Origin of the sequence: Kitasatospora sp. NPDC059827 (assembly GCF_042731675.1) — a bacterium.
GTDB lineage: Bacteria > Actinomycetota > Actinomycetes > Streptomycetales > Streptomycetaceae > Kitasatospora.
On record NZ_JBHWIV010000041.1, the window covers coordinates 46,000 to 68,823 of the forward strand.

Below are 22,824 nucleotides of genomic sequence, written 5' to 3' on the forward strand. Positions count from 1 at the left end.
CCCTGGGGGTGACCTGCGCGGATCGCGTAGATTTCGGCCATGGCGGCCGGGCCGGGCCCCGCCGCACCCGCACCACACCGGAAGGGCGTACAGCGAGATGAGCGAGGACTCACTGCGGGAGGAGGTGCTGACCGCACGGCGGATCGTGGTCAAGGTCGGCTCCTCCTCACTCACCACGGCGGCCGGCGGCCTGGACGCCGACCGGGTGGACGCCCTGGTGGACGCGCTCGCCAAGGCGCGCAGCCGCCCGGAGCCGCCCGAGGTGGTGCTCGTCTCCTCCGGTGCCATCGCCGCCGGGCTCGCCCCGCTCGGTCTGGACAAGCGGCCCAAGGACCTGGCCCGCCAGCAGGCCGCGGCCAGCGTCGGCCAGGGGCTGCTGGTCGCGCGGTACACCGCCTCCTTCGCCCGGTACGGCATCCGGGTCGGCCAGGTACTGCTCACCGCCGAGGACGCCAGCCGCCGCGCCCACTACCGCAACGCCTACCGGACGCTGGACCAGCTGCTGGCGATGGGCGCGATGCCGGTCGTCAACGAGAACGACACCGTCGCCACCGCCGAAATCAAGTTCGGGGACAACGACCGGCTCGCCGCGCTGGTCGCCCACCTGGTCCGGGCCGACCTGCTGGTGCTGCTCTCCGACGTGGACGGCCTCTACGACGGCGACCCGTCCCGGCCCGGCACCAGCCGGATCGCCGAGGTGAGCGGCCCGCACGACCTCGACGGCATCCAGATCGGCAGCGCCGGCAAGGCGGGCGTGGGCACCGGCGGCATGGTCACCAAGGTGGAGGCGGCCCGGATCGCCACCGGCGCGGGCATCCCGGTGGTGCTCACCGCCGCCAGCCACGCCGCCGACGCGCTGGCCGGGCGGCCCACCGGCACGCTCTTCCGGCGCACCGGCAGCCGCACCTCCGACCGGATGCTCTGGCTGGCCCACGCCAGCAGCCCGCGCGGCGCCCTGCACCTGGACGCGGGCGCGGTCGAGGCGGTCGTCTCCGGCGGCGCCTCGCTGCTGCCCGCCGGGGTGACCAAGGTCGATGGGGACTTCGCCGCGGGTGATCCGGTGGACCTTCTTGCCGAAAACGGCCACATCGTGGCTCGCGGACTGGTCAACTTTGATGCGAGGGAGTTGCCCCGCCTGCTCGGCCGGTCCACCCGCGACCTGGCCCAGGAGTTCGGCGCCGGGTACGAGCGCGAGGTCGTCCACCGCGACGACCTGGTCGTTCTGCACGGCTGACCGGCCGTACGGCCGGCGGCGGTCGGACGGCGCGGCGCGGTCGGCGGGCCGCTCCGTACGGGAGCGGACCGGCCGCGGGCGAGGAGGGGCGCAGCCGTACCGGTCGGCCGGGGGCCGGCGGGCCGGTACGGGACGACACGAGATCGCCGAACAGGAGGCCGCCGGTGGAACGCAGGCGCGAGGCAGCGCTGACCGGAGGGACGGCGGGCCGGCGGCTGACCAGCATCGACGGCGGACGCGGGGACGGCCCCGCCGAGCCGGCCGGTCCGCCGTCGCAGGGGCCCGGCGGGGTGCGCCGGCTGCGGCCGCAGCGCGCGCAGGCGGCGGATCCGCCCAGCGTGCCGGAGCAGGCCCGGCTGTGGCACGTGGTGCTGAGCGTGGCCGGGCAGACCACCCCGCTGTCCGCGCTGCGGGCCTCGCTGGAGCGGCTGGCGCACGACCACTCGTTCTTCCTGACCGCCCGCTACGCGGCCGACCACGCCGAGATCCGCTACTGGGAGCAGGCCCGGGACCTGCACGACGCGGCGGCGATAGCGCTGCGGCTGTGGGGCGAGCACAAGGTGACCGCGAGCCTGCCGCCGTGGGAGATCGTCGGGCTGGAAGTGGTCGACCGGGCGACGTACCGCAAGCGGGTCGCCGAGGGCTTCGGCGATCCGCCGCCGCACCTGGGCGGGGTGCACCCGTACTGAGGGCGGGGCGCGGGCCGTGCTGAGGGCGGGGCGCGGCCGTACCGATGGTGGGTGCGCCCGTGCTGAGGGCGGGGCGCGGGCCGTACCGAGGGCGCGCGGAGCCGTCCGGGCGCCGTCTCACCGGGCGAAATGACGGCTCGGCGGCGCGGGGGCAGTCGCTACCCTTGGCGGCATGACCAACGACCTCGCCACCGCCGACAGCCCCGTCCTCGCCGTAGCGCGCCGTGCCCGGGAGGCGGCCGCCGCGCTCGCCCCGCTGCCGCGCCGGGCCAAGGACGCCGCGCTGCTGGCGATCGCGGACGCGCTGGTCGCCCGCAGCGCCGAGATCGTCGCGGCCAACGCCGAGGACGTGGCCCGGGCCCGCGCGGCGGGGACGGCCGAGTCGGTGGTCGACCGGCTGAGCCTGACCGGCGAGCGGATCGCCGCGATCGCCTCGGACGTGCGGGACGTGGCCGGCCTGGCCGACCCGGTCGGCGAGGTGGTGCGCGGCTACACCCTGCCGAACGGCCTGGACGTGCGTCAGGTGCGGGTGCCGCTCGGCGTGGTCGGCATCATCTACGAGGCCCGGCCGAACGTCACCGTGGACGCCGCCGCGCTCTGCCTCAAGTCTGGCAACGCGGTGCTGCTGCGCGGCTCGGCCTCCGCCTACCGCTCCAACACCGCGCTGGTCGCCGTCCTGCGGGACGCCGTCGTCGCGGCCGGGCTGCCGGCCGACGTGATCCAGCTCGTCCCGGGGGAGAGCCGGGACTCGGTGCAGGAGCTGATGCGCGCCCGCGGCCTGGTCGACGTGCTGATCCCGCGCGGCGGCGCCTCGCTGATCCGCACCGTGGTCGAGGGTTCGACCGTCCCGGTGATCGAGACCGGCACCGGCAACTGCCACGTGTACGTGGACGCGCGGACCGACCTGGCGATGGCCGTCGGCATCCTGCTGAACTCCAAGGCGCAGCGGGTCAGCGTCTGCAACTCCGCCGAGACGCTGCTGGTCCACCAGGACGTCGCGGACGCCTTCCTGCCGCTCGCGCTGGCCGCCCTGGCCGAGGCCGGGGTGACGGTGCACGGCGACGAGGCGGTGCTCAAGGCCGCCGAGGGCACCGGCGTCACCGCGGTGCCCGCCACCGACGAGGACTGGGGCGCCGAGTACCTCTCGTACGACCTGGCGGCGGCCGTGGTGCCCTCGCTGGACGCGGCCGTGGAGCACATCCGCCGCTGGTCCTCGGGCCACACCGAGGCGATCGTCACCACCTCGCAGGCCGCCGCCCGCCGGTTCACCCAGTTGGTGGACTCGACCACGGTGGCCGTCAACGCCTCCACCCGGTTCACCGACGGCGGTGAGTTCGGCTTCGGCGCGGAGATCGGCATCTCCACCCAGAAGCTGCACGCCCGCGGCCCGATGGGCCTGCCGGAGCTGACCAGCACCAAGTACATCGTCACTGGTGACGGGCACGTCCGTGGCGAGGCGACGCAGACCGTGGGCGGGGGCGCGGACGCCGAGTGAGGGCGGGGCGCGGGCGCCGAACGGGGCGCCGCGCGGGGCGGTCGTCACACGGGTGACGGACCAACTGCCGGGAGCCACAGACAAATCGCCCGGCCGGTAATACGCTGAATCCGTGGCTGAGGATGTGGGGGGCTTGCCGTACCCCGACGGCGCCGACCACGGTGGTGCGGACGACGAGTTCGCCACCGTGGTCTTCGATGAGGCCTTCGTCCGGTCCGCCGCCGTGCACGAGCCGACCGCCAAGGAGCGGCAGCTCGCCGCCGCCGAGGCGCGGTTCGAGCCGGATTCCGCGGGACCGGGCTGGAGCTATGACGTGCCGGCTGCGGACGGGCTTCCGCTGGAGCTGCGCCCGTACCCGAGCGGACTCGACGAGGACCACCTCTACCCCGACCCCTGGTCGGGCCCGGGCCGGGCGACCGGCCGCCCGGGTCGGCGGTGGGGGCGGCGCTACGACCCGGTGCGGGCGCGCGGGCGGTACGTGGCCCAGCAGCGCTGGCACCGGCCGGTGGCCTGGGTGCTCGCCGTGATCATGGGCGTGAGCCTGGTGGCGGTGGCGGTCGCGGCGGTCTACCAGGGCGTGGGCGGCTCCTCGGGGGCGCCCCGGCGCCCGGAGTCCGGCAGCAGCAGCCCGGGCGCGGACCCGCGGTCGGTGCCGGCCGAGCCGTCACTGGCGGCGTCGACGCCGTAGCGGGGCTCCGGGGAGTGTCCGGGGGCGCACGCCCCGGGGCGGTGGTCACGGAGCGTTCCCGGCAATCTGCGCCGGGGCCCTCGTGGCGGGCCCGGTGTGCGCCTACCCTGGTGCTATGGGTGACCCGCGCGAGCCTCCTGAGGGTACGCCCGAGGGCGGTTCCGGCAATGAGGACGAGTTCCGGTCCGTCGTCTTCGACGAGTCGTTCGTCCGGGCTGCCCGGATCCAGGAACTGTCCGCCCGGGAGCGGCTCGCGGGCTCCTTCGGCAAGGCCACCCGGGCCCGGGTGCGGCTCGGGCCGCTGGGCAGCGTGCCGCGTCAGGCGCTGGCCCTGCTGCTGCTCATCCTGCTGGCCTTCGGGGCCGCGGTGTACTTCGGGGTGAACTCGCCCAAGGGGATCCCGGCCCGGCCGGAGGGCAGTCAACTGACCGTCAGCCTGGTCGCGTTGAGCCCGGCTTCGGCCGTGCGCCCGGTCGCCGACCCGGCGCACCCCTTCGCGGCGCTGCCGCCCGGGTACGGCGACGGGGCGGCCGGACTGAACACCCCGAGCGGCGCGGGCACCGAGCATTTCAGCAAGGTCGAGGTGACCAAGGCCCTCGACACCGTGCAGCGCTACCTGGTCGCCTCCTCGCTGGCGCCGGCGGAGCTGGTCCAGGGCGCCACCACGGACGTGCGGGTCTTCGTCACGCCCGGTGAGCAGGCCCAGTTCGACGCGAGCGTCGCCCAGCCGGTGGACGACCGGCACCACGCGGTGACCGGCTGGATCGTCCGCTTCGACCCGGCGCAGGTCGCGCTGGCCTCCGACACCGTGAAGGTGGTCGGCGCGATGCGGGTCGACGAGTCGGACGGCGGCACGCTGCAGATCACCACCGACCACACCTTCGTCTACGCGTTGAAGCCCGCCGGCGCCCCGGCCGGCGCCCCGGTCACCCTGGAGACGGTGCGGCGCGAGCTGACCTTCCAGCTCGACCGGGTCGACCTGGGGCAGGCGCAGCTGCGGCTGGTGGACGCGGTGCTGCAGGCCGGTCCGGAGCCGTGCACCGCCTCGATGGCGGGCTTCCTGCAGCCGGTGCTGGCCACCGCGCAGGGCACCGCGGTGGCCGCGCCGACGCCGGTCGACCCGGGCAACCACGCGCGGCCGGCCTGGCAGGTGTGCGGGGTGCTGGCCGGGAGCTGAGCGGGGCGGGCGTCGGGGTGGTGGCGGCGTCGGGGGCGGCTTGGGCAGCGGGGCGGCGGCGAGGCGGTGGCTTGGGCGGCGGGGTTGCCGGTGACCCGGGCGGGGCACCGGCCGTCCCGTCGGAGGGGGGCGGGGGTCAGCCGTCGGCGCGGTTCCCCGAGTCGCCGCGCTCCCCGGAGCCGTTGCGGGGGCCGGAGTCGTTGCGGCCGCCACCGGTGAAGGTGTCCCGCAGCTTGCCGCCGACCGTCGCGGCGCCGCCGGCCACGTCCCGCAGCAGGCCCATCAGCGGGTCCTTGCTCTCCTTCACCGAGGTCGTGTAGTGCTCGGCGGCGGCCTTCCACTGCTCGCCGACCGAGGTGTCCGGGTCGTCGGTGCGGCGCGGGTAGGCGCCGGCCAGGATCGAGCGGTACTCGTCGCTCTCCGCCCACTTCTTGAGCTGGGCGACCCGGACCACCGCGAACGGGTGGGTCTGCGGCAGCAGCTGGAGCAGCTTGAGCACGCCGTCGCGCAGGTCCCCGGCCTTCTCGTACTCCTCGGCCTGCTCCAGGAAGGCGTCGACGTTCATCTCGGCCAGGTTGTGCCCGCCGGCCAGCTTCATCAGGGCCCGCATGGACGCCTGGAGGTCCTGCCCGGCGAGCAGGCCGGCCCGGTCGCTGGACAGCTCGGCCTTGCGGAACCACTCCTTGAGCGCGGTGACGATGGCCATGATCGCCAGGTTGCCGAGCGGCACCCAGGCGATCCGGGTGGCGATGTTGGTGAGGATCATCAGCATCGTCCGGTAGACCGCGTGGCCGGACATCGCGTGGCCGACCTCGTGGCCGATGACGGAGCGCAGCTCCTCCTCGTCCAGCAGCTCGACCAGGCCGCTGGTGACCACGATGATCGGGGTGTCGATGCCGATGGTGAACGCGTTGACCGTCGGGTCCTGGCTGACGTACAGGTCCGGGACCTGCTCCAGGTCGAGCACGTAGGCGGCGTCGCGGACCATCCCGTACAGCTCGGGGAACTGACGCTCGGAGGTCTTCACGGCGGTGGCCAGGAACATCAGCCGGATCGAGCGCTCGGAGACCAGCCCGGCGAGCTTGCGCAGGACGTCGTCGAAGCCGGAGAGCCGGCGCAGGGCGACCAGCGCCGAGCGGTCGGCGGGGTGCTCCCAGGCCCGGGTGGAGATCTCGGGGAAGCGCTGGCGACGGCGGCTCGGTGCGTTCGCGGTCGTGTCGGTCATGGTCTGCGTACCTCCTGGTCGACGGCGGCCTCGGCGCAGCGCCCGGCCCCCCGCTGGTCTTCGCCTGCAGTGACTCGTCTGCAACGACTGCCTGTGCAACGTCCGCGGTTGCGTACTCGTCCCCGGGGGCGGGCTGGGGGTGGCCCGGCGGTGGTCCGGGGGCGGGCCTGGGCACGGCCGCGGGGGCGGCTCGGGGGCGGGTCGGGGGCGGGTCGGGCGCGGCGCGGGGGCCGGTGGGCGCTGCCGGTGTGAGGCGGGTTTACCCTGAATGCCCTGGAGAACCGAGACCGGACCCGGCCGCGGTACCGAGCAGTTCGAGGAGTCCCTCAGATGTCCACCGAAGCGCTGGTCAGCCTGGCCGCACCCATCTCCGACGAGGCCGGCCCGGGCCTGTTCCTGCGGATCATCGTGATCGCCTCCTTCGTCGGGATCGGCCTGCTGGTCTGGATCATGGCCCGCGCCTTCCGGGGCCAGTAGACGCCGCGTCCCCCTCGGTTCGCTCACGCCCGGTCAGCGGCGGTGGGCCGCCGAGCGGTTGCCGCGTAACCCCCCGTACGATGACGGGTGGGCCCTCACCGGCCCGGAACCACCCCCAGGTCCGTCACCGAGCCGAGAAGGTCCCGCCGACCATGAGCACTGCTGCCGCACTCCCCGCCCTGAACCTGCTCGCCGAGGGGGGCAACCACGACAGCCTCAACCCGCTGCTGACGGGTGGCGCCGCGCTGTTCATCCTGGTTCTCCTGCTCTTCATCACCACCCGCTTCAACCGGGACCGCTGAGCTCCGTCCCGGGACCGCTCGGGGAGCGTCCGGCCAGTGCGCCGGCCGCTCCCTCACGCATCTGCGGACAACCCCCACACGGGCGTTCCCGCACCGCAACGGGCGTCGCGTAAGGTGTGGCGGCATGGGAGAGCAGGCCGGGAATCCCGGCGGACCGGAACCGGTGAAGAAGCGCCTCGGGGTGATGGGCGGCACCTTCGACCCGATCCACCACGGCCACCTGGTCGCCGCGAGCGAGGTGGCGAGCGCGTTCCACCTGGACGAGGTGATCTTCGTCCCGACCGGTGAGCCCTGGCAGAAGAGCGACCGCCAGGTCACCCCGGCCGAGGACCGCTACCTGATGACGGTCATCGCCACCGCCGAGAACCCGCAGTTCTCGGTGAGCCGGATCGACATCGACCGCGAGGGCCCGACCTACACCGTCGACACCCTGCGCGACCTGCACTCCCTGCACCCGGCCGCGGACCTCTTCTTCATCACCGGCGCCGACGCGCTGGCCCAGATCCTGTCCTGGCACGACTCGGACGAACTCTTCTCGCTGGCCCACTTCATCGGTTGCACCCGTCCGGGGCACACTCTGTCGGACGCCGGGCTTCCGGTGGGCGGGGTCTCCCTGGTGGAGGTCCCGGCGTTGGCCATCTCCTCCACGGACTGCCGCAACCGGGTCGCCAAGGGCGAGCCGGTCTGGTACCTCGTCCCGGACGGGGTGGTCCGCTACATCGACAAGCGGGCGCTCTACGCGCCGCACGGGACCTGAGCCAGGAGCGGGCGTGACCGATCGCAGCGGTAACGGCAGCGGCAACGGCGGGCAGCCGCAGGAGTGGTCCACCGGCCAGTACCAGCAGCCGTACCAGCAGTCGTACCAGGGGCAGGGCCAGGGCGAGGGACACCCGCAGGGGCAGCAGCAGCCCCCGGCGTACGGGCAGCAGTACGAGGAGCAGCCGTACGAGTCGCAGACGTACGACCAGTACGGGCAGCCGGTGTACGAGCAGGGCTCGTACGGCGGGCAGCAGGCCCAGGCCCAGGCCCAGGGCTACCAGCAGGGCGGCCGGCAGACCGGGCAGTTCCCGCAGCAGCAGTCGTACGGGCAGCAGGGGTACGAGCCGCAGCCGTACGAGCCGCAGGCGTACGACCAATACGGGCAGCCGGTGTACGGGCAGGACCCGTACGGGGGCTACCAGCAGCAGGGGTACCAGGCGTACCAGCAGCAGCCGTACCAGGCCGCGCCGGTGGCCCCGGCCGCGCCGGCCGGGCCGGTGGTCGCCGAGCCGCAGCCGACCGTGCCACAGCCGTCCGCACCGGAGCCGTCCGCCCCGGCGGGGCCCGCCGCCGTGCCGCCGCCGCGCCGCCGGACCCCCCGGCCGGGCGCGGAGGCCGCCCCGGCCGCGCAGTCCGCGCCCTCCGAGCAGGTGGCCGGGGCCCGGCCCGGCAAGGCCGGCGGCCGGGCGCCCAAGGACTCCTACCAGACGGGCGAGTTCACCTTCGTCGACGAGGAGGCGGAGGAGTCCGAGGACGTCATCGACTGGTTGAAGTTCGCCGAGTCCCGCAGCGAGGTGCGCGCCGAGCGCCGCCGCAAGCTCAAGAACCGGCTGGTCGGCCTCGGCGTGGTGCTGGCGCTCGCGGCCGGCGGCGTCGGCGGCTACCTGTGGTTCACCGGGGACAAGCCGACCGCGGCCGCCGCGGCGGGCGGGCGGCAGGTCAACGTCGTCCACCTGCGCGACCTCCAGGGCAAGGTGTCCAGCGCGCTGCTGGTCGACGACGCCTCCGGGCACAAGGGCACGGTGCTGCTGCTGCCCGACGTGCTGCGGCTGCCCGGCCCGGGTGACCCGCCGGTGACCACGGTCGGCCAGGCCATGGACGCGATCGGCGCCTCGGCGACCCGCGACGGCCTGTCCACCGTGCTCGGCGCCCCGGTGGCCGGCACCTGGCGGCTGGACACCCCGTACCTGGAACTGCTGGTCTCCCAGCTCGGCGGCGTCCGGGTGGACACCAACGCCGAGACCCGCGAGGGCGGCAAGCCGGACGGCAAGCAGCTCTCCCCGGCGGGCAAGAACACCCTGCTCAGCGGGAAGGCCGCGGTCGCCTACGCCACCCTCCAGGCGCCCGGCGAGAACCGGGACGCCCAGCTGGCCCGGTTCGGCCAGGTCATGGACGCCGTGGTGCGCACCATGCCGACCACGTTCAAGGACGCCAAGGACGACGTGCACCGGATGAACGCGGTGCTTGACCCCTCGCTGCCCGAGGACGCCCTGGCCGGCGTGCTCACCCAGCTCGCCCAGCAGGCCAAGGACGGCCACTTCGGCACCACCGCGCTGACCGTCAAGCCCGACGGCACCCTGGACGAGGCGACCGCCGGCAAGCAGGTCAAGGACGTGCTCGGCGGCACCGTGAAGTCCGCGGCGGCCGGCGACGCCCCCGCCCGGGTCTCGGTCCAGGACGCCTCCGGCAACGACGCGGCGGGCGCCGCGGCGCAGGTCCAGATCGTCAACTCGGGCCTGACGTTCATCCCGGGCGGCGCCAAGACCGCGCCGCAGGCCACCAGTGAGATCCGCTACACCGACGACGCCCGGCAGGGCGCGGCGAAGTCCCTGGCGACCAGCCTGGGGCTGCCGGACACGGCGGTGAAGAAGGTCGGCGACGCCCAGAACGCGGACCTGGTGGTCGTGCTCGGCAAGGACTACCAGCCGCCGAAGACCCAGTAGCGGACCGGCTCCGGCCCCTCGCCCGCCCCGCGGCCCCGGAAATGCGTTCCGAGGCCGCGGGGACGGCGTGAGATCCTGGAAGGCGACCCCTGCCGCCGTGCCGGGGCCGTCCCACGCCGCCGAGCCGGAAGAACACCGTGACCGTCACCGACCACAGCCAGCAGCTCATCAACGTCGCCGCCCAGGCGGCGGCCGACAAGCTCGCGCACAACATCATCGCCTTCGACGTCAGCGAGGTGCTGTCGATCACCGACGCCTTCCTGATCGCCTCCGCGAACAACGACCGCCAGGTCCGCTCGATCGCCGAGGAGATCGAGGACCAGCTGCGCGAGCAGCTGGACATCAAGCCGGTGCGCCGCGAGGGCGAGCGCGAGGGCCGCTGGATCCTGCTCGACTACCTGGACATCGTCGTGCACGTCCAGCACTCCGAGGAGCGCTCCTTCTACTCGCTGGACCGCCTCTGGAAGGACTGCCCCGAGCTGCCGCTGCCCGAGGACGCCGTGGAGTCGCGCAACCGCCCCGACGCGATCACCGACGACGCCGGCAACGCCGTCGCCCCGGCCGACGACTTCGGCAAGCCCGAGGACCTGCACTGAGCAGGGATGCGCGCGGCCCGCGCGTCGTCTTCTGGCGGCACGGCCAGACCTCCTGGAACCTCGAATCGCGCTTCCAGGGCACCACGGACATCGACCTGACCGGCCAGGGCGTGCTGCAGGCCCAGCGGGCGGCCCGGCTGCTCTCCGGCCTGCACCCCGACCTGCTGATCTCCTCGGACCTCAAGCGGGCCCGGCGCACCGCCGACGAGCTGGCCCGGGTCACCGGACTGGACGTGCAGCACCACGAGGGGCTGCGGGAGACGTACGCGGGCTCCTGGCAGGGCCTGACCAACGCCGAGATCCGTGAGCGCCACCCGGAGGAGTACGCGGCCTGGGCGGCCGGGGAGCCGGTGCGCCGCGGTGGCGGCGAGCTGTCCACCGAGGTCGCCGACCGCTCGGTGCCGGTGGTGCTGGAGGCGGTCGCCAAGCTGCCGGAGAACGGCACCCTGGTCGTGGTCAGCCACGGCGGCACCATCCGGACCATGCTCGGGCGGCTGCTGGGACTGGAGCCTCCCGTGTGGGAGTGCTTCGGCGGGCTGTCCAACTGCTGCTGGTCGGTGCTCGGCAGGGGGGCGCGCGGTTGGCGGCTGCTGGAGCACAACGCGGGCACGCTCCCGCAGCCGGTGATCGGCGACGACACCTGACGGCACTCGGCACCTGACGGCACTCGGCGACGGGGGCTTCGAGGGGCCCGGAAGGAGCGGATTTCGCAGTTCCGGGCCTGACCAGCTAGAGTCTTCCTCGTTCGCAGGGAAGGAACGCGGCCCGGAAGGGAAGCGGGAGATCCGGTGAGTGCGGGGCTATAGCTCAGTTGGTAGAGCGCTTGCATGGCATGCAAGAGGTCTGGGGTTCAATTCCCCATAGCTCCACTCCGCATCGGCGGTCGTGGAAATCGGAGTTCCGGAGCCAGGTCGCCAGTGTCGCGGGGCTATAGCTCAGTTGGTAGAGCGCTTGCATGGCATGCAAGAGGTCTGGGGTTCAATTCCCCATAGCTCCACAGTGGTTCGAGAGGCCGTCACCTGAGGGTGGCGGCCTTTCGTGCTTCCTGGGAGGGGATCGCGGGGTGGGGGCGCCCGGGGTGGGGGCTCCCGGGGTCCTGTGCCCCGTATCGGCGCCCTGCTGTTCGCCTGGGTGCCGGCGGGGATGGTGCCAGGCGGCTCGGGTCGGTGGCCGGGGGCGCGGTGGCCGGGGTCGCAGTGATCGGGGTCGCAGTGATCGGGGGCGCGGTGACCGGCCCCGGAAGCGGATTTCAGGAGCACCCCCAGGACCGTGTAAAGTAGTCGATGTCGCCGAGGGAAACCGGACGGAAACGACGGGAAACCCGGTGACATCGCAGGTCAAGGGGCTATAGCTCAGTTGGTAGAGCGCTTGCATGGCATGCAAGAGGTCTGGGGTTCAATTCCCCATAGCTCCACAGTGATCAAGAGCCGCCTCCCGTTACGGGGGGCGGCTCTTCGCCGTTGTGTGCATGCCACCGGCGGACGGGAGGGAAAGACCGCTACCGTCGTGCCATGGCCGATCTGCAGCGAAGGCGGAACGAGGAGCTGGCCCGGATACTGCACCAGCTCGGCTGGAGTCCGGAACGGCTCGCCCGTGAGGTGAGCCTCGCCCTCCCGCCGGGCCTGGCGATCAGCTCCACCGCCCCGTACAAGTGGCGCGACCGCGGCATGGTGCCGCGCAGCCCGCACGACCAGACGGTCTGCGAGGTGCTCAGCCGCACCCTCGGCATAGCCGTCACCTACGAGCAGCTCTGGGGCCGGATGGGCGGCCACCGCGGCGCCAAGATCCTCTCGCCCCGGCTGCTCACCGACCCGTGGACCGCCGACACCGCCCAGACCGCGCTGCGCGAGGCCGCCACCGACGCCGGACCGGTCCGGCTCACCGACCTGTTCCGCAGCGCCGACCTCGACCACGCCGCCGAACGGCTCTCCTCGCCGCCACCGCCGGTCGGCGGCGGCGAGGGCGCGCTGCGCGTCGACCCCACCCTGGCCGGCGAGCTCGGCCTCTCCTACCGCAGCAAGCAGCGCCTCGAACGCTCCTGCGGCGGCGGCCTCGTCCTCGGCCCCACCCGGGCCGAACTCGCCATGCTGGCCAAGCTCTTGGAGCTCGGCGCGTACGACGAACGACTCGGCCGCGAACTGTACGGCACCGCCAGCAGGCTGGCCCGGCTGGCCGGCTGGGCCGCGTTCGACCTCGGCCACGACGCGGCCGCCCAGCGGGCCTTCGTCGCCGCGCTGCGCGCCGCCCACGTCAGCGGCGACGTCCGGCTCGGGGTCGCCGGGCTCGGCGCGCTGGTGGCCCTCGCCACCCAGGGCAGCGGCGGGCGCGGCCTGGACGCCGTCACCGCGCTGCGCACCGCCCTGGACGCCCACGGGCCCGCACTCAGCCCCACCGGGCGGGCCCGCCAGTACGGCCGGATCGCCCGCGCCCACGGCCGCCGCGGCGAGGCCGACCAGGCCGAGGAGGCCGCCGCCCGCGCCTTCGCCGAGATCGACGGCGTCCCCGGCACCGAGGAGGCCCGGGCCGACCTCGCCGGGATGGTGGGGGAGGGGCGGCTGGCGCTCGGTCAGCACCGGATGGCGAAGGCCCTGCTCGCCGAGGCCGTCGCCGGGCTCGGGCCGGGGCGGGCCCGGTCCAAGGCGCTGCTGATGGTCCGGCTTGCCGAAACCCACCGGCGGCTCGGCGACCAGCGGGAGGCCGCCCGGACGGCGGGGCTGGCGCGCGCGCTCGCGGCGGGGATGCAGTCGGAGCGGCTGGCCAGGGCGCTGCGGGACTTCGAGGCGGCGGGGCTGCGGGACGGCGGGGCGGCGCGGGCGGCTGCGCCGTAGGCGGTGGGGGCGGTGGTTCGGCGGTCGGCGGTCGGCGGTGCGGGTGGGCGGCTGTGCGGCGGTCGGCTGTGGGGGTGGGCCGTGGGGTCGGTGGCGCGGCGCGGGTGGCCCGTGGGGGCCGCAGGGGCGCGGTGCCGCCGGTGGGACGGCCAGGAGAGCCCTGACCTGCTTGCGGTACCCTGAGCCCATGCGAACCGTGCGCCTGCTCCTTAGCCGGCCGCGCTGACCAGGACCGGCCGCGCCCTCGGGCGGTGCCGGAGTCGGCGTGGCGTCCCCTCCTGCGAGGGGATTTTTTGTTTTCCGCCCCCGCCCGCGCCGTGGGAGGGGTCCACGGTCGGCCGCGTCGCGGTTCGCCAACTGACACCGATGGAGCTTGAAGGACCATGAGCGAGACGACCCCTGCGTCCGGCGCGGCCGAGACCGCGACCGAGCCGTTCCGGTACAGCGCCGCGCTGGCGGCGGAGATCGAGTCCCGCTGGCAGGACATCTGGGAGAAGGAGGGCACCTTCCACGCCCCCAACCCCACCGGTGAGCTGGCCGACCCGGCCGCCGGCGACGTCGCCGCGAAGCCGCACAGCTTCATCATGGACATGTTCCCGTACCCCTCGGGTGCGGGCCTGCACGTCGGCCACCCGCTGGGCTACATCGCCACCGACGTCTTCGCCCGCTACCAGCGGATGACCGGCCACAACGTGCTGCACACGCTGGGCTACGACGCCTTCGGCCTGCCCGCCGAGCAGTACGCGGTGCAGACCGGCACCCACCCGCGGGTCTCCACCGAGGCCAACATCGCCAACATGCGCCAGCAGCTGCGCCGGCTGGGCCTGGGCCACGACCCGCGCCGCTCGATCTCCACGATCGACCCGGACTACTACCGCTGGACGCAGTGGATCTTCCTGCAGATCTTCAACTCCTGGTACGACGACGCGGCCGGCAAGGCCCGCCCGATCGCCGAGCTGGTCGCCCGGTTCGAGTCCGGCGAGCGTGAGGTGCCGGGCGGCCGCGCCTGGGCCGAGCTGACCGCCGGTGAGCGCGACGAGGTGCTGGGCGAGTACCGCCTGGCGTACGCCAAGGAGGTGCCGGTCAACTGGTGCCCGGGCCTGGGCACCGTGCTGGCCAACGAGGAGGTCACCGCGGACGGCCGCTCCGAGCGCGGCAACTTCCCGGTGTTCAAGTCCAACCTGCGCCAGTGGATGATGCGCATCACCGCGTACTCCGACCGCCTGATCGCTGACCTGGACCTGCTGGACTGGCCCGAGGCCATCAAGCTGCAGCAGCGCAACTGGATCGGCCGCTCCGAGGGCGCCCGGGTCGACTTCGCGGTCGACGGCGGGAAGATCACCGTCTTCACCACCCGGCCCGACACCCTGTTCGGCGCCACCTACATGGTGCTGGCGCCCGAGCACGACCTGGTCGACTCCATCGTGCCCGCCGCCTGGCCGGAGGGCGTGCCCGCCGAGTGGACCGGCGGCGCCGCCACCCCCGCCGAGGCCGTCGCCGCCTACCGGGCCACCGCCGCCGCCAAGTCGGACGTCGAGCGCCAGGTCGAGGCCAAGGTCAAGACCGGCGTCTTCACCGGCGCCTACGCCGTCAACCCGGTCAGCGGCGCGTCCGTCCCGGTGTTCATCGCCGACTACGTGCTGATGGGCTACGGCACCGGCGCCATCATGGCCGTCCCCGCCCACGACCACCGAGACTTCGCCTTCGCCCGCGCCTTCGCGCTGCCGATGCGCTGCGTCGTCGAGCCCACCGACGGGCGCGGCTCGGACCCGGCGGAGTGGGACGACGCCTTCGACACCTACGACTCGGTCATCGTCAACTCGGTGCGCTCCGAGGGTGATTCGGCGCAGTCGTCGTCCGGGTCCGAGTCCCTGTCCCTGTCCCTGGACGGGCTGAGCGTGGTCGACGCCAAGGCCGCCGCCACCGCCTGGCTGGCCGAGCGCGGCATCGGCGAGGGCACCGTCAACTACCGCCTGCGCGACTGGCTGTTCAGCCGTCAGCGGTACTGGGGCGAGCCGTTCCCGATCGTCTACGACGAGGACGGCGTGATGCACGCGCTGCCCGAGTCGATGCTGCCGGTCGAGGTCCCCGAGGTCGACGACTACTCGCCGCGCACCTACGACGCGTTCGACTCCGCCTCCTCGCCGGAGACCCCGCTGTCCCGCAACGAGGACTGGGTCAACGTCGAGCTGGACCTGGGCGACGGCGTCCGCAGCTACCGCCGCGAGACCAACACCATGCCCAACTGGGCGGGTTCCTGCTGGTACGACCTGCGCTACGTCGACCCGACCAACGCCGACGCGGTGGCCGACCCGGCCAACGAGCGCTACTGGCTGGGCCCCACCGAGGCCAAGCCGGCCGGCGGCGCCGACCTGTACGTCGGCGGCGCCGAGCACGCCGTGCTGCACCTGCTGTACGCCCGCTTCTGGCACAAGGTGCTGCACGACCTGGGGCACGTCTCCTCCGTCGAGCCGTTCCACAAGCTGTTCAACCAGGGCATGATCACCGCGGACGTCTACCGCGACGAGCGCGGCTTCCCGGTGCCCGCCGCCGAGATCGAGGAGCGCGACGGCACGTACTTCTGGCAGGGCGAGCCGGTCAAGCGCGAGGCCGGCAAGATGGGCAAGTCCCTGAAGAACGCCGTCGCCCCGGACGAGATCGCCGACGAGTACGGTGCGGACACCCTGCGCCTGTACGAGATGTCGATGGGCCCGCTGGACGTCTCCCGTCCGTGGGACACCCGGGCCGTCGTCGGTTCCTACCGCTTCCTGCAGCGGCTGTGGCGCAACGTCGTCTCCGAGGGCACCGGCGAACTGGTCGTCACGGACGAGCAGCCGGACGACGCGACGCTGCGCGCCCTGCACAAGGCGATCGACGGCATCCGCGGCGACATGGCCGGGCTGCGCTTCAACACGGCCGTCGCCAAGGCGATCGAGCTGAACAACTACCTGGTCAAGCGCGGCTCCACGCCGCGGGCCGTGGCCGAGCAGCTGGTGCTGATGGTCGCGCCGCTGGCCCCGCACATCGCCGAGGAGCTGTGGCGCCGCCTGGGCCACGGTGAGTCGCTGGCGCACACCGACTACCCGGTCGCGGACCCGGCGTACGTGGTCGACGAGTCGGTGACCTGCGTGGTGCAGATCAAGGGCAAGGTCAAGGCCCGGCTGGAGGTCGCGCCGAGCATCACGGACGCGGAGCTGGAGGCCCTGGCGCTGGCGGACCCGGCGGTGGTCGCGGCGATCGGTGACGCGGCGGTGCGGAAGGTGATCGCGCGGGCGCCGAAGCTGGTGAACATCGTGACCGGCTGAGGTCGGTTCGGGGCGGCTCCGGACAGGAGTTGATCGGGCGGGTGTCCTTCGGGGCGCCCGCCCGGTGTTCTGTCCGGTGTTCTGTCCGGACCTCGTGCGAGGGTGCGGGGAGGGGTGGTGCGGGGCGCGGAGTGCGGGGTGCGGAGTGGGGTGCGGGGGTGCAGGGGAGCAGGTGGGGCGGGTGCGGGCCCTCCGGGAGATCCCGGATCTGTCCCTGATCTCCGTCCGCCGGCCCGTTCCGGGCCTTCCGGGCCCGGGTGTGGCGGCTACGGTGGAACCCACGGCAGTGCGGCCCGCGTTGGGCCCGGTGGGGGCCGAAACGGCGGCGGAAGGTGACGCGCGATGGACGTGTTCGGCGTGATGATCGGCTTGGTCCTGCTCTTCGGGATCGCGACGCTCGTCCTGGCCGTGGTCGGCACGGTCAAGGCGGCCAAGGCCGTCGCCGCGAAGGTCGAGAGGCACGAGGCCAACGCCCGGCGCGCCGTCGAGACCGCCACCCTCAAGGCGAAGAAGTACACCAAGGTCGGCCCGCCCGCGCAGATCGCCACCGTCCGCCTCCAGCTGCGGACCTCGCTGGACGGCACCCGGCAGGTGCTGGAGGGCGGGCTGGAGCAGGACGGCCAGCTCGGCGAGTCCCTCGCGCTGCTCACCCGGCTCGACGCGCACGCGGCTGAGCTGGACGGCGAGCTGCGGGTGCTGGAACGCGAGCCGGACACCACGCGGATCGCGGCCAAGCTGCCGGAACTGCGCGAGCGCGCGGAGCGGATCACCCACGCCGCAGAGACCATGCGGTGGGCGGCCCAGGACCGGATGCACCGGTTCGCGGACGACGAGCTGAGCCGGCTGAGCCAGGAGTGCGAGAGCGAGGCGGGGGCGCTGCGGCACTGGGACACGGCGGGGGGCGGTGGTGCTGGCTCGGGTGCCGGTGCCGGTGCCGGTGCCGGTGCCGGTGCTGGTGCTGGGGCTGGAGCAGGCGGGGGTGCGGGTGCCGGTGCCGGTGCCGGTGCGGCCCGGGCCGGGCTGACGGACGGCAGGGGGCGGCCCAACGCCGAGGACCTCCTCGGGCTGGCCGACCCGCTGGCGAAGCTGGCGCAGCGGCTGCGGAAGCCGTCGGCGGGGCCCTCCACGGGGCCGTCCGCGAGCTGATTCCCGCGCGCGGCCGGGCCTGCCCAGGAGCGCGCGGACAGCTGCTGTCATCCCGGACGAACGGGGAGTAACCTCCGCCTCATGCCCTCCGACCTCGCACTTGTCACCGATTCCACGGCCTACCTGCCGCAGGCGGCGCTCGACCGGCACGGGATCACGGTGGTACCGCTGAGCGTCGCGGTCGGTGACGAGGTCCGCTGCGAGGGCGTCGAGATCTCCCCGAAGGACGTCGCCGAGGCGCTGCGCGGCAAGCAGCGGGTGACCACCTCCCGGCCCAACCCGGAGACCTTCGCCGCCACCTACCGGGCGGCCGCCGAGGCCGGGGCGCGGGGGATCGTGTCGGTGCACATCTCCGGCGAACTGTCCGGCACGGTCGAGGCCGCCCGGCTGGCCGCCGCCGAGGCGCCGGTGCCCGTGCGAGTGGTGGACAGCCGACTGGTCGGAATGGCCCTCGGGTACGGCGTGCTGGCGGCGGCCGAGGCGATCGAGGCCGGCCTGGGCCTCGCGGAGGCGGCCGGGGCGGCGGCCGATCGGGCGGCCGGGACCAGCGGCTTCTTCTACGTGGACACCCTGGAGCACCTGCGCCGGGGCGGGCGGATCGGGGCGGCGCGGGCGCTGCTGGGTTCGGCGCTGGCGGTCAAGCCGTTGCTGCACCTGGACGGGGGGCGGATCGAGCCGCTGGAGAAGGTGCGGACGGCGTCGCGGGCGATCGCGCGACTGGAGGAGATCGCGGTCGAGCGCTCGGGGGAGGGCGAGGTGGACATCACCGTCCACCACCTGGCCGCCGAGGAGCGGGCCGAGCAGCTCGCGGAGCGGCTGCGGGCGCGGGTGCCGGGGTTGCGGGAGCTGTACGTGGGCGAGGTCGGGGCGGTGATCGGCGCGCATGTCGGGCCGGGGCTGCTGGCGGTGGTGGTCGCACCGCGCTGAGGCGGGGGTCGGGCGGGTCGGGGCTGGGGTTGGGGTTGGGGTTGGGCGGCTCGGGGCGGTTCTGGTCAACCGCGTGATGGTGTGGCCACTCGTGTGAGTGACACTTTTTATCCACAACCCCCGGGTTTTCCACAGGCTTTCGGAAATTTCCGCAGCTTCTGCGAAGTGCTCCTAGCGTCCTCGCCATGACGACCTTGGGCCTGGGCGCGGCGAAGCGCCAAGCGATCGACGAGACGGTACGGCTGCGCATGGCGGCGCTGCTGCCGACAGAGGAGGAGCCGGCGGTTCGCAAGCCGGCGGGCCGTGAGCCGATGGTCAGCGAGCCCGCGGGCCGCGAGTCGACTGCCGGTCAGCCGCCGGAGGGCGGTCCGGTGGCGGCCGTACCGCCTGCCGCAGTGCCGCCGGGGGCCGGCCCGCCCGAGTCGGCGCACCTCCCCGATCCGCCGGGCGCCGGGGCGCGGCTGCGGTTCGCCTCGGCGCTGGCGCTCGACCGGCGGGCGGTGGCCGGGCTGGCCGTCCTGCTCCTCTTCGCGGTGGGCTACGCCGTGCAGCACTTCTGGCTGGCCCGGCCGGAGGCGGTCGCCGTTCCGGCGCTGGCGGCCGCGTCGGCGCCGCCGGAGCCGGGCCCGCCCGCCACCGACGGCCCGCCCGGCAGCGGGGCCGGGCCACCCACGGGCCCCGCGGGCCCGGGCGCCGAGCCCGCCGTCGTCATCGACGTCGGCGGCCGGGTCCACCTGCCCGGTCTGCACACCCTGCCCGGGGGATCGCGGGTGGCCGACGCGCTGCGGGCGGCGGGCGGTCCGCTGCCGGAGACGGACACCCGGAGCCTCAACCTGGCCCGCGTCCTGACGGACGGTGAGCAGATCACGGTCGGTGAGCAGGCGCTCGTACCCGTACCCGTCCCCGCTCCCGGAGGCGCCGGCGGACTGCCCGGTGCCGGTACGCCCCGACCACCCGTGAGTCTCAACCGCGCCACCCTCGAACAGCTCGACGCCCTCCCGGGCGTCGGCCCGACCCTCGCCCAGCGCATCCTCGCCTACCGCGCCTCGCACGGTTCGTTCCGTTCGGTCGACCAGCTCCGGCAGGTCAGCGGCATCGGTGCCCGCACCTTCGCCGAACTCCGTCCGCTCCTCACCCTCTGACGTCCCCCTGTTCCCGTCCCTCTGTTCCCGTCCCTCTTCCGGCCCCGTTGCGGGCCCCTCAGCGATGCCGAAAGGAGGTACCGCCGTGACCGCCACCACCGCGCCGCTCCCGCGCACCCGCTCCTCGGGCGCCGACTTCCGACTGCTGCTGCCCGCCGTCTGGGCCTGGCTGGTCACAGCGGTGCTCCTGCCCGTGGAACCGGGGTCCGAGCCGCTGATCCTGCTGTCGGCGGGTGCCGCCGTGCTCGCGGCCGTCCTGCTGCTCGCCCGGCCGGGCCTGCTGCCCCAGCGCGGGGCGGCGGTGGCGCTGGCGGCCGTCCTGCTCACCGGTGCGGCGGCCGCGATCGCGACCCCGCTGCACACCGCCGACCTGCACCGGGGCCCGCTGCCGGAGCTCGCCCGCGCGGCCGAGCACGCGCCGCCGCGCGCCCCGGGCACGCCCGCCACGGCGGTCGAGGTGGAGCTGACCGTCGCGGGGGACCCCAAGGTCCACACCTCCCGGGGCGGCACCACCGGTGGGCAGAGCCTCCTCACCGTCGAGGCCGTGGCCGACCGCGCGACCGTCCTCCCGGACGGACGGGCCACCCGGACGCACACCCCGGTGACGGTCATGGTCCGCGGGCCGGAGAGCGACTCCTGGCTGCGGCTGCTGCCGTCCGAGCGGCTGGCCGTCGAGGCCGAGGTGCGGCCGGCGGGAGAGGGCTACGACACCGAGTCCGCGGCACTGCTGCTCGTCCACGGCCCGCCCCGGCAGCTCGCACCGCCGAGCCTGCCGCAGCGGATCGCCGGACGGCTGCGCGAAGGCCTGCGCACGGCCAGCGACGGGCTCCCGCCGGACGCGCGCGGGCTGCTCCCCGGGCTGGTCGTCGGCGACACCTCGCGACTGCCCGACGACCTGGTGGACGCCTTCCGCGCCACCGACCTGGTGCACCTGGTGGCCGTCAGCGGGGCCAACCTGGCGATCGTCCTCGGCGTACTGCTGGGCGCACCGGCGCAGGCCGGCACGGCGGAACGGCGCGGACTGGCCGCGCTGTCGGGGCTGTCGCTGCGCACCAGTGCCCTGGCCGGTACGGCGCTGACCCTGGCCTTCGTGACGGTCTGCCGACCCGAACCCAGCGTGCTGCGGGCGGCGGGCACGGGACTGATCGGCATGCTGGCCCTGGCCACCGGCCGCCCCCGCCAGGCCGTACCGGCGCTCGCCGGGTCCGTCCTGGTCCTGGTGCTGCTGGACCCGTACCTGGCGCGTTCCTTCGGCTTCCTGCTCTCGGTGCTCGCCACCGCCGGGCTGCTCGTCCTCGGGCCGCACTGGGCCGAGTCCCTGCGGGCCCGGCGGTGGCCGCACCACCTGGCGGGTGCGCTGGCGGCCACGGCGGCGGCGCAGGCGCTGTGCGCACCGGTGACGGTGGTGCTGTCCGGGCACATCAGCCTGGTCGCGGTGCCGTGCAACCTGCTGGCCGAACTGGCGGTGGCGCCGGCGACGCTGCTCGGCTTCGGGGTGCTCGCGCTGCAACCGTTCTTCCCGTCCCTGGCCCGGCTACTGGCCGAGCCGGCCGGGGTGCCGGCCGGCTGGCTGGCCTTCGTCGGTCGGCGCGGGGCCGAGCTGCCCGGTGGGCAACTGTCGTGGCCCGGAGGCTGGTTCGGGGTAGCGACGGTCGCCCTGGCGACCCTGGCGGCCTGCTGGGTGGCGCCGCTGCTGCTGCCCCGCCGGGCGGAGTCCGGCCATCCGCCGGGTGCCCGTCGTCGTTGGGCCCGGGCCTTGGTGACCGGCGCCCTGCTGGTGGTGCTGCTGGGCGTGCTGCTGCGCCCGCCGCAGCTGGCCCGGATCGCCACGGGCTGGCCGCCGGCGGGGTGGCGGCTGGTGATGTGCGACGTCGGGCAGGGGGACATGTTGGCCCTGTCGACCGGTGCGCCGGACAGCGCGGTGGTGATCGACACCGGGCCGGATCCGGACGCCGCGGACCGCTGCCTGCGGGAGCTCGGCATCACGACCGTGCCGCTCCTGCTCCTGACGCACTTCCACGCGGACCACGTCGAAGGCGTGCCGGGGGTGTTGCGGGGGCGCCAGGTGGGCGCGGTGGAGGGCACGGTGCTGGACGACCCACCGGGAGAGGCGGCCCGGGTGACGGCTTGGGCGGCGGGCGCAGGCGTACCGCTGTTGCGGGCGGGTCGCGGTGAACGGCGTTCGGCCGGTGCGGAGTTGTCCTGGGACGTGGTGTCGCCCGCTCCAGGGGCGGCCGTCGAAGCGCCCGGAGCGAACAACGCGAGCGTGGCACTGCTCGTCTCCTCGGCCGGCGGCCTGCGGATGGCACTGTTGGGCGACCTCGAACCGCCCGCCCAGTCGGCCCTGTTGGGGCGTCTCGGGAGAGTGGACGTGTTGAAGGTCGCGCACCACGGCTCGGCCCACCAGGACTGGGACCTGACCGGTGCCCTGCGGCCCCGGCTCGCCCTGATCTCCTGCGGGGAGGGCAACCCGTACGGGCATCCGTCGCCCCGTACCGTCGACCGCTTGCGTGCGTCGGGTGCCACTGTGCTGCGCACCGACCGGGCGGGGGACATCGCCGTGACCGGCGACTCCCCGGCGACCCTCGCCGTCGCCGTCCACCCCCAGCCCGCCCACGGCACCCGCGCCGGGCACGCCGCCCCGGGGCACTCCGCCCGTGGGCCCCGCGCCCCGCCCGAGTGACCCCGCTCTCCTTCTCCCCTCCACGAGGTGGGGTGGGCAGGGGGTAGGGGTGGGGGAGGTGGAGGGAGGGTGGGAGGGGGGCGGGGGCGGGGGCCCGGGGAAAGGGATTGCGGCGGGGGGCGGGCGGGACCCGCGCCGGGGCCCGGGGATAGTCCCACGGCGAGGAGGGATACAAGCACCGGGGGGGGCCGCAGCACACCGGGGGGGT

The 22,824-nt window shown here is 74.5% G+C and carries 18 protein-coding genes and 3 tRNA genes; 20 read left to right on the forward strand and 1 reads right to left on the reverse strand.

The genetic code is table 11. The features are described from left to right. Positions 1–97 precede the first annotated feature (97 nt). From proB to ACFV8H_RS24500, 5 genes are all read left to right on the forward strand, one after another. Complete coding sequence (gene proB, locus ACFV8H_RS24480) at positions 98–1,234, forward strand: glutamate 5-kinase (protein ID WP_375893124.1); 1,137 nt, start codon at positions 98–100, stop codon at positions 1,232–1,234. Between the two features lie 164 nt (positions 1,235–1,398). Beyond that, complete coding sequence (locus ACFV8H_RS24485; RefSeq protein WP_375893126.1) at positions 1,399–1,923, forward strand: hypothetical protein; 525 nt, start codon at positions 1,399–1,401, stop codon at positions 1,921–1,923. 172 nt (positions 1,924–2,095) lie between these two features. Then, complete coding sequence (locus tag ACFV8H_RS24490; RefSeq protein WP_380403583.1) at positions 2,096–3,418, forward strand: glutamate-5-semialdehyde dehydrogenase; 1,323 nt, start codon at positions 2,096–2,098, stop codon at positions 3,416–3,418. 112 nt (positions 3,419–3,530) lie between these two features. After that, positions 3,531–4,106, forward strand: a complete 576-nt coding sequence (locus tag ACFV8H_RS24495; RefSeq protein ID WP_380403586.1) for a hypothetical protein — start codon at positions 3,531–3,533, stop codon at positions 4,104–4,106. A 115-nt stretch (positions 4,107–4,221) separates the two neighbouring features. Further along, positions 4,222–5,283 (forward strand): hypothetical protein, encoded by a 1,062-nt coding sequence (locus tag ACFV8H_RS24500; protein ID WP_380403589.1) that lies wholly within the window; start codon positions 4,222–4,224, stop codon positions 5,281–5,283. Between the two features lie 136 nt (positions 5,284–5,419). Here ACFV8H_RS24500 and ACFV8H_RS24505 read toward each other — a convergent pair whose 3' ends face one another. Then, positions 5,420–6,508 carry a M48 family metallopeptidase gene (locus tag ACFV8H_RS24505; RefSeq protein WP_380403592.1) on the reverse strand — a complete coding sequence of 363 codons (1,089 nt, stop codon included), beginning with the start codon at positions 6,506–6,508 and terminating at the stop codon, positions 5,420–5,422. 330 nt (positions 6,509–6,838) lie between these two features. Between ACFV8H_RS24505 and ACFV8H_RS24510 the strand changes: the two genes are divergently transcribed. The 15 genes from ACFV8H_RS24510 (at position 6,839) to ACFV8H_RS24580 (ending at position 22,616) form a co-directional block, all read left to right on the forward strand. After that, positions 6,839–6,985: a hypothetical protein gene (locus ACFV8H_RS24510; RefSeq protein WP_188306314.1), complete on the forward strand. Its 147-nt coding sequence runs from the start codon at positions 6,839–6,841 to the stop codon at positions 6,983–6,985. 152 nt (positions 6,986–7,137) lie between these two features. Next, entirely contained in the window at positions 7,138–7,287 is a 150-nt protein-coding gene (locus ACFV8H_RS24515) for a hypothetical protein (protein WP_350505430.1), read from the forward strand. 124 nt (positions 7,288–7,411) lie between these two features. After that, a complete protein-coding gene (gene nadD, locus ACFV8H_RS24520; RefSeq protein ID WP_375893133.1) occupies positions 7,412–8,044 on the forward strand; it encodes a nicotinate-nucleotide adenylyltransferase in 633 nt (210 codons plus the stop codon). A gap of 13 nt (positions 8,045–8,057) precedes the next feature. Beyond that, a complete protein-coding gene (locus tag ACFV8H_RS24525; RefSeq protein ID WP_380403597.1) occupies positions 8,058–9,989 on the forward strand; it encodes an LCP family protein in 1,932 nt (643 codons plus the stop codon). 137 nt (positions 9,990–10,126) lie between these two features. Continuing rightward, on the forward strand, positions 10,127–10,585 hold the full coding sequence (gene rsfS / locus ACFV8H_RS24530) for a ribosome silencing factor (protein WP_375896675.1): 459 nt from the start codon (positions 10,127–10,129) through the stop codon (positions 10,583–10,585). After that, the gene (locus ACFV8H_RS24535; RefSeq protein ID WP_375896681.1) at positions 10,582–11,229 is read left to right on the forward strand and encodes a histidine phosphatase family protein; all 648 of its coding nucleotides are present in this window, start codon (positions 10,582–10,584) and stop codon (positions 11,227–11,229) included. The genes rsfS and ACFV8H_RS24535 overlap by 4 nt, the downstream gene beginning before the upstream one ends. Positions 11,230–11,381: 152 nt before the next feature. Next, positions 11,382–11,454 (forward strand) — tRNA-Ala (locus ACFV8H_RS24540). A 55-nt stretch (positions 11,455–11,509) separates the two neighbouring features. Continuing rightward, positions 11,510–11,582, forward strand: a tRNA-Ala gene (locus tag ACFV8H_RS24545). Positions 11,583–11,926: 344 nt separating this feature from the next. After that, positions 11,927–11,999: transfer RNA gene (locus tag ACFV8H_RS24550), tRNA-Ala, on the forward strand. A 97-nt stretch (positions 12,000–12,096) separates the two neighbouring features. Continuing rightward, the gene (locus ACFV8H_RS24555) at positions 12,097–13,413 is read left to right on the forward strand and encodes a hypothetical protein (protein ID WP_380403600.1); all 1,317 of its coding nucleotides are present in this window, start codon (positions 12,097–12,099) and stop codon (positions 13,411–13,413) included. Between the two features lie 383 nt (positions 13,414–13,796). After that, entirely contained in the window at positions 13,797–16,718 is a 2,922-nt protein-coding gene (gene leuS, locus ACFV8H_RS24560) for a leucine--tRNA ligase (protein WP_380403603.1), read from the forward strand. Positions 16,719–17,060: 342 nt separating this feature from the next. Next, positions 17,061–17,864 (forward strand): hypothetical protein, encoded by an 804-nt coding sequence (locus tag ACFV8H_RS24565; protein ID WP_380403606.1) that lies wholly within the window; start codon positions 17,061–17,063, stop codon positions 17,862–17,864. A gap of 81 nt (positions 17,865–17,945) precedes the next feature. Next, positions 17,946–18,791: a DegV family protein gene (locus tag ACFV8H_RS24570; protein WP_380403609.1), complete on the forward strand. Its 846-nt coding sequence runs from the start codon at positions 17,946–17,948 to the stop codon at positions 18,789–18,791. A 185-nt stretch (positions 18,792–18,976) separates the two neighbouring features. Continuing rightward, on the forward strand, positions 18,977–19,933 hold the full coding sequence (locus ACFV8H_RS24575; RefSeq protein WP_380403612.1) for a helix-hairpin-helix domain-containing protein: 957 nt from the start codon (positions 18,977–18,979) through the stop codon (positions 19,931–19,933). 85 nt (positions 19,934–20,018) lie between these two features. Next, positions 20,019–22,616 (forward strand): ComEC/Rec2 family competence protein, encoded by a 2,598-nt coding sequence (locus ACFV8H_RS24580; protein ID WP_380403615.1) that lies wholly within the window; start codon positions 20,019–20,021, stop codon positions 22,614–22,616. Positions 22,617–22,824 lie beyond the last annotated feature (208 nt).

Coding starts and splice junctions, on each gene's coding strand:
- ACFV8H_RS24565 (WP_380403606.1), top strand. CDS start 17,061: ATGGACGTGTTCGGCGTGATGATCGGCTTGGTCCTGCTCTTCGGGATC.
- ACFV8H_RS24490 (WP_380403583.1), top strand. CDS start 2,096: ATGACCAACGACCTCGCCACCGCCGACAGCCCCGTCCTCGCCGTAGCG.
- ACFV8H_RS24505 (WP_380403592.1), bottom strand. CDS start 6,508: ATGACCGACACGACCGCGAACGCACCGAGCCGCCGTCGCCAGCGCTTC.
- ACFV8H_RS24515 (WP_350505430.1), top strand. CDS start 7,138: ATGAGCACTGCTGCCGCACTCCCCGCCCTGAACCTGCTCGCCGAGGGG.
- ACFV8H_RS24555 (WP_380403600.1), top strand. CDS start 12,097: ATGGCCGATCTGCAGCGAAGGCGGAACGAGGAGCTGGCCCGGATACTG.
- leuS (WP_380403603.1), top strand. CDS start 13,797: ATGAGCGAGACGACCCCTGCGTCCGGCGCGGCCGAGACCGCGACCGAG.
- ACFV8H_RS24510 (WP_188306314.1), top strand. CDS start 6,839: ATGTCCACCGAAGCGCTGGTCAGCCTGGCCGCACCCATCTCCGACGAG.
- ACFV8H_RS24575 (WP_380403612.1), top strand. CDS start 18,977: ATGACGACCTTGGGCCTGGGCGCGGCGAAGCGCCAAGCGATCGACGAG.
- ACFV8H_RS24570 (WP_380403609.1), top strand. CDS start 17,946: ATGCCCTCCGACCTCGCACTTGTCACCGATTCCACGGCCTACCTGCCG.
- nadD (WP_375893133.1), top strand. CDS start 7,412: ATGGGAGAGCAGGCCGGGAATCCCGGCGGACCGGAACCGGTGAAGAAG.
- proB (WP_375893124.1), top strand. CDS start 98: ATGAGCGAGGACTCACTGCGGGAGGAGGTGCTGACCGCACGGCGGATC.
- ACFV8H_RS24500 (WP_380403589.1), top strand. CDS start 4,222: ATGGGTGACCCGCGCGAGCCTCCTGAGGGTACGCCCGAGGGCGGTTCC.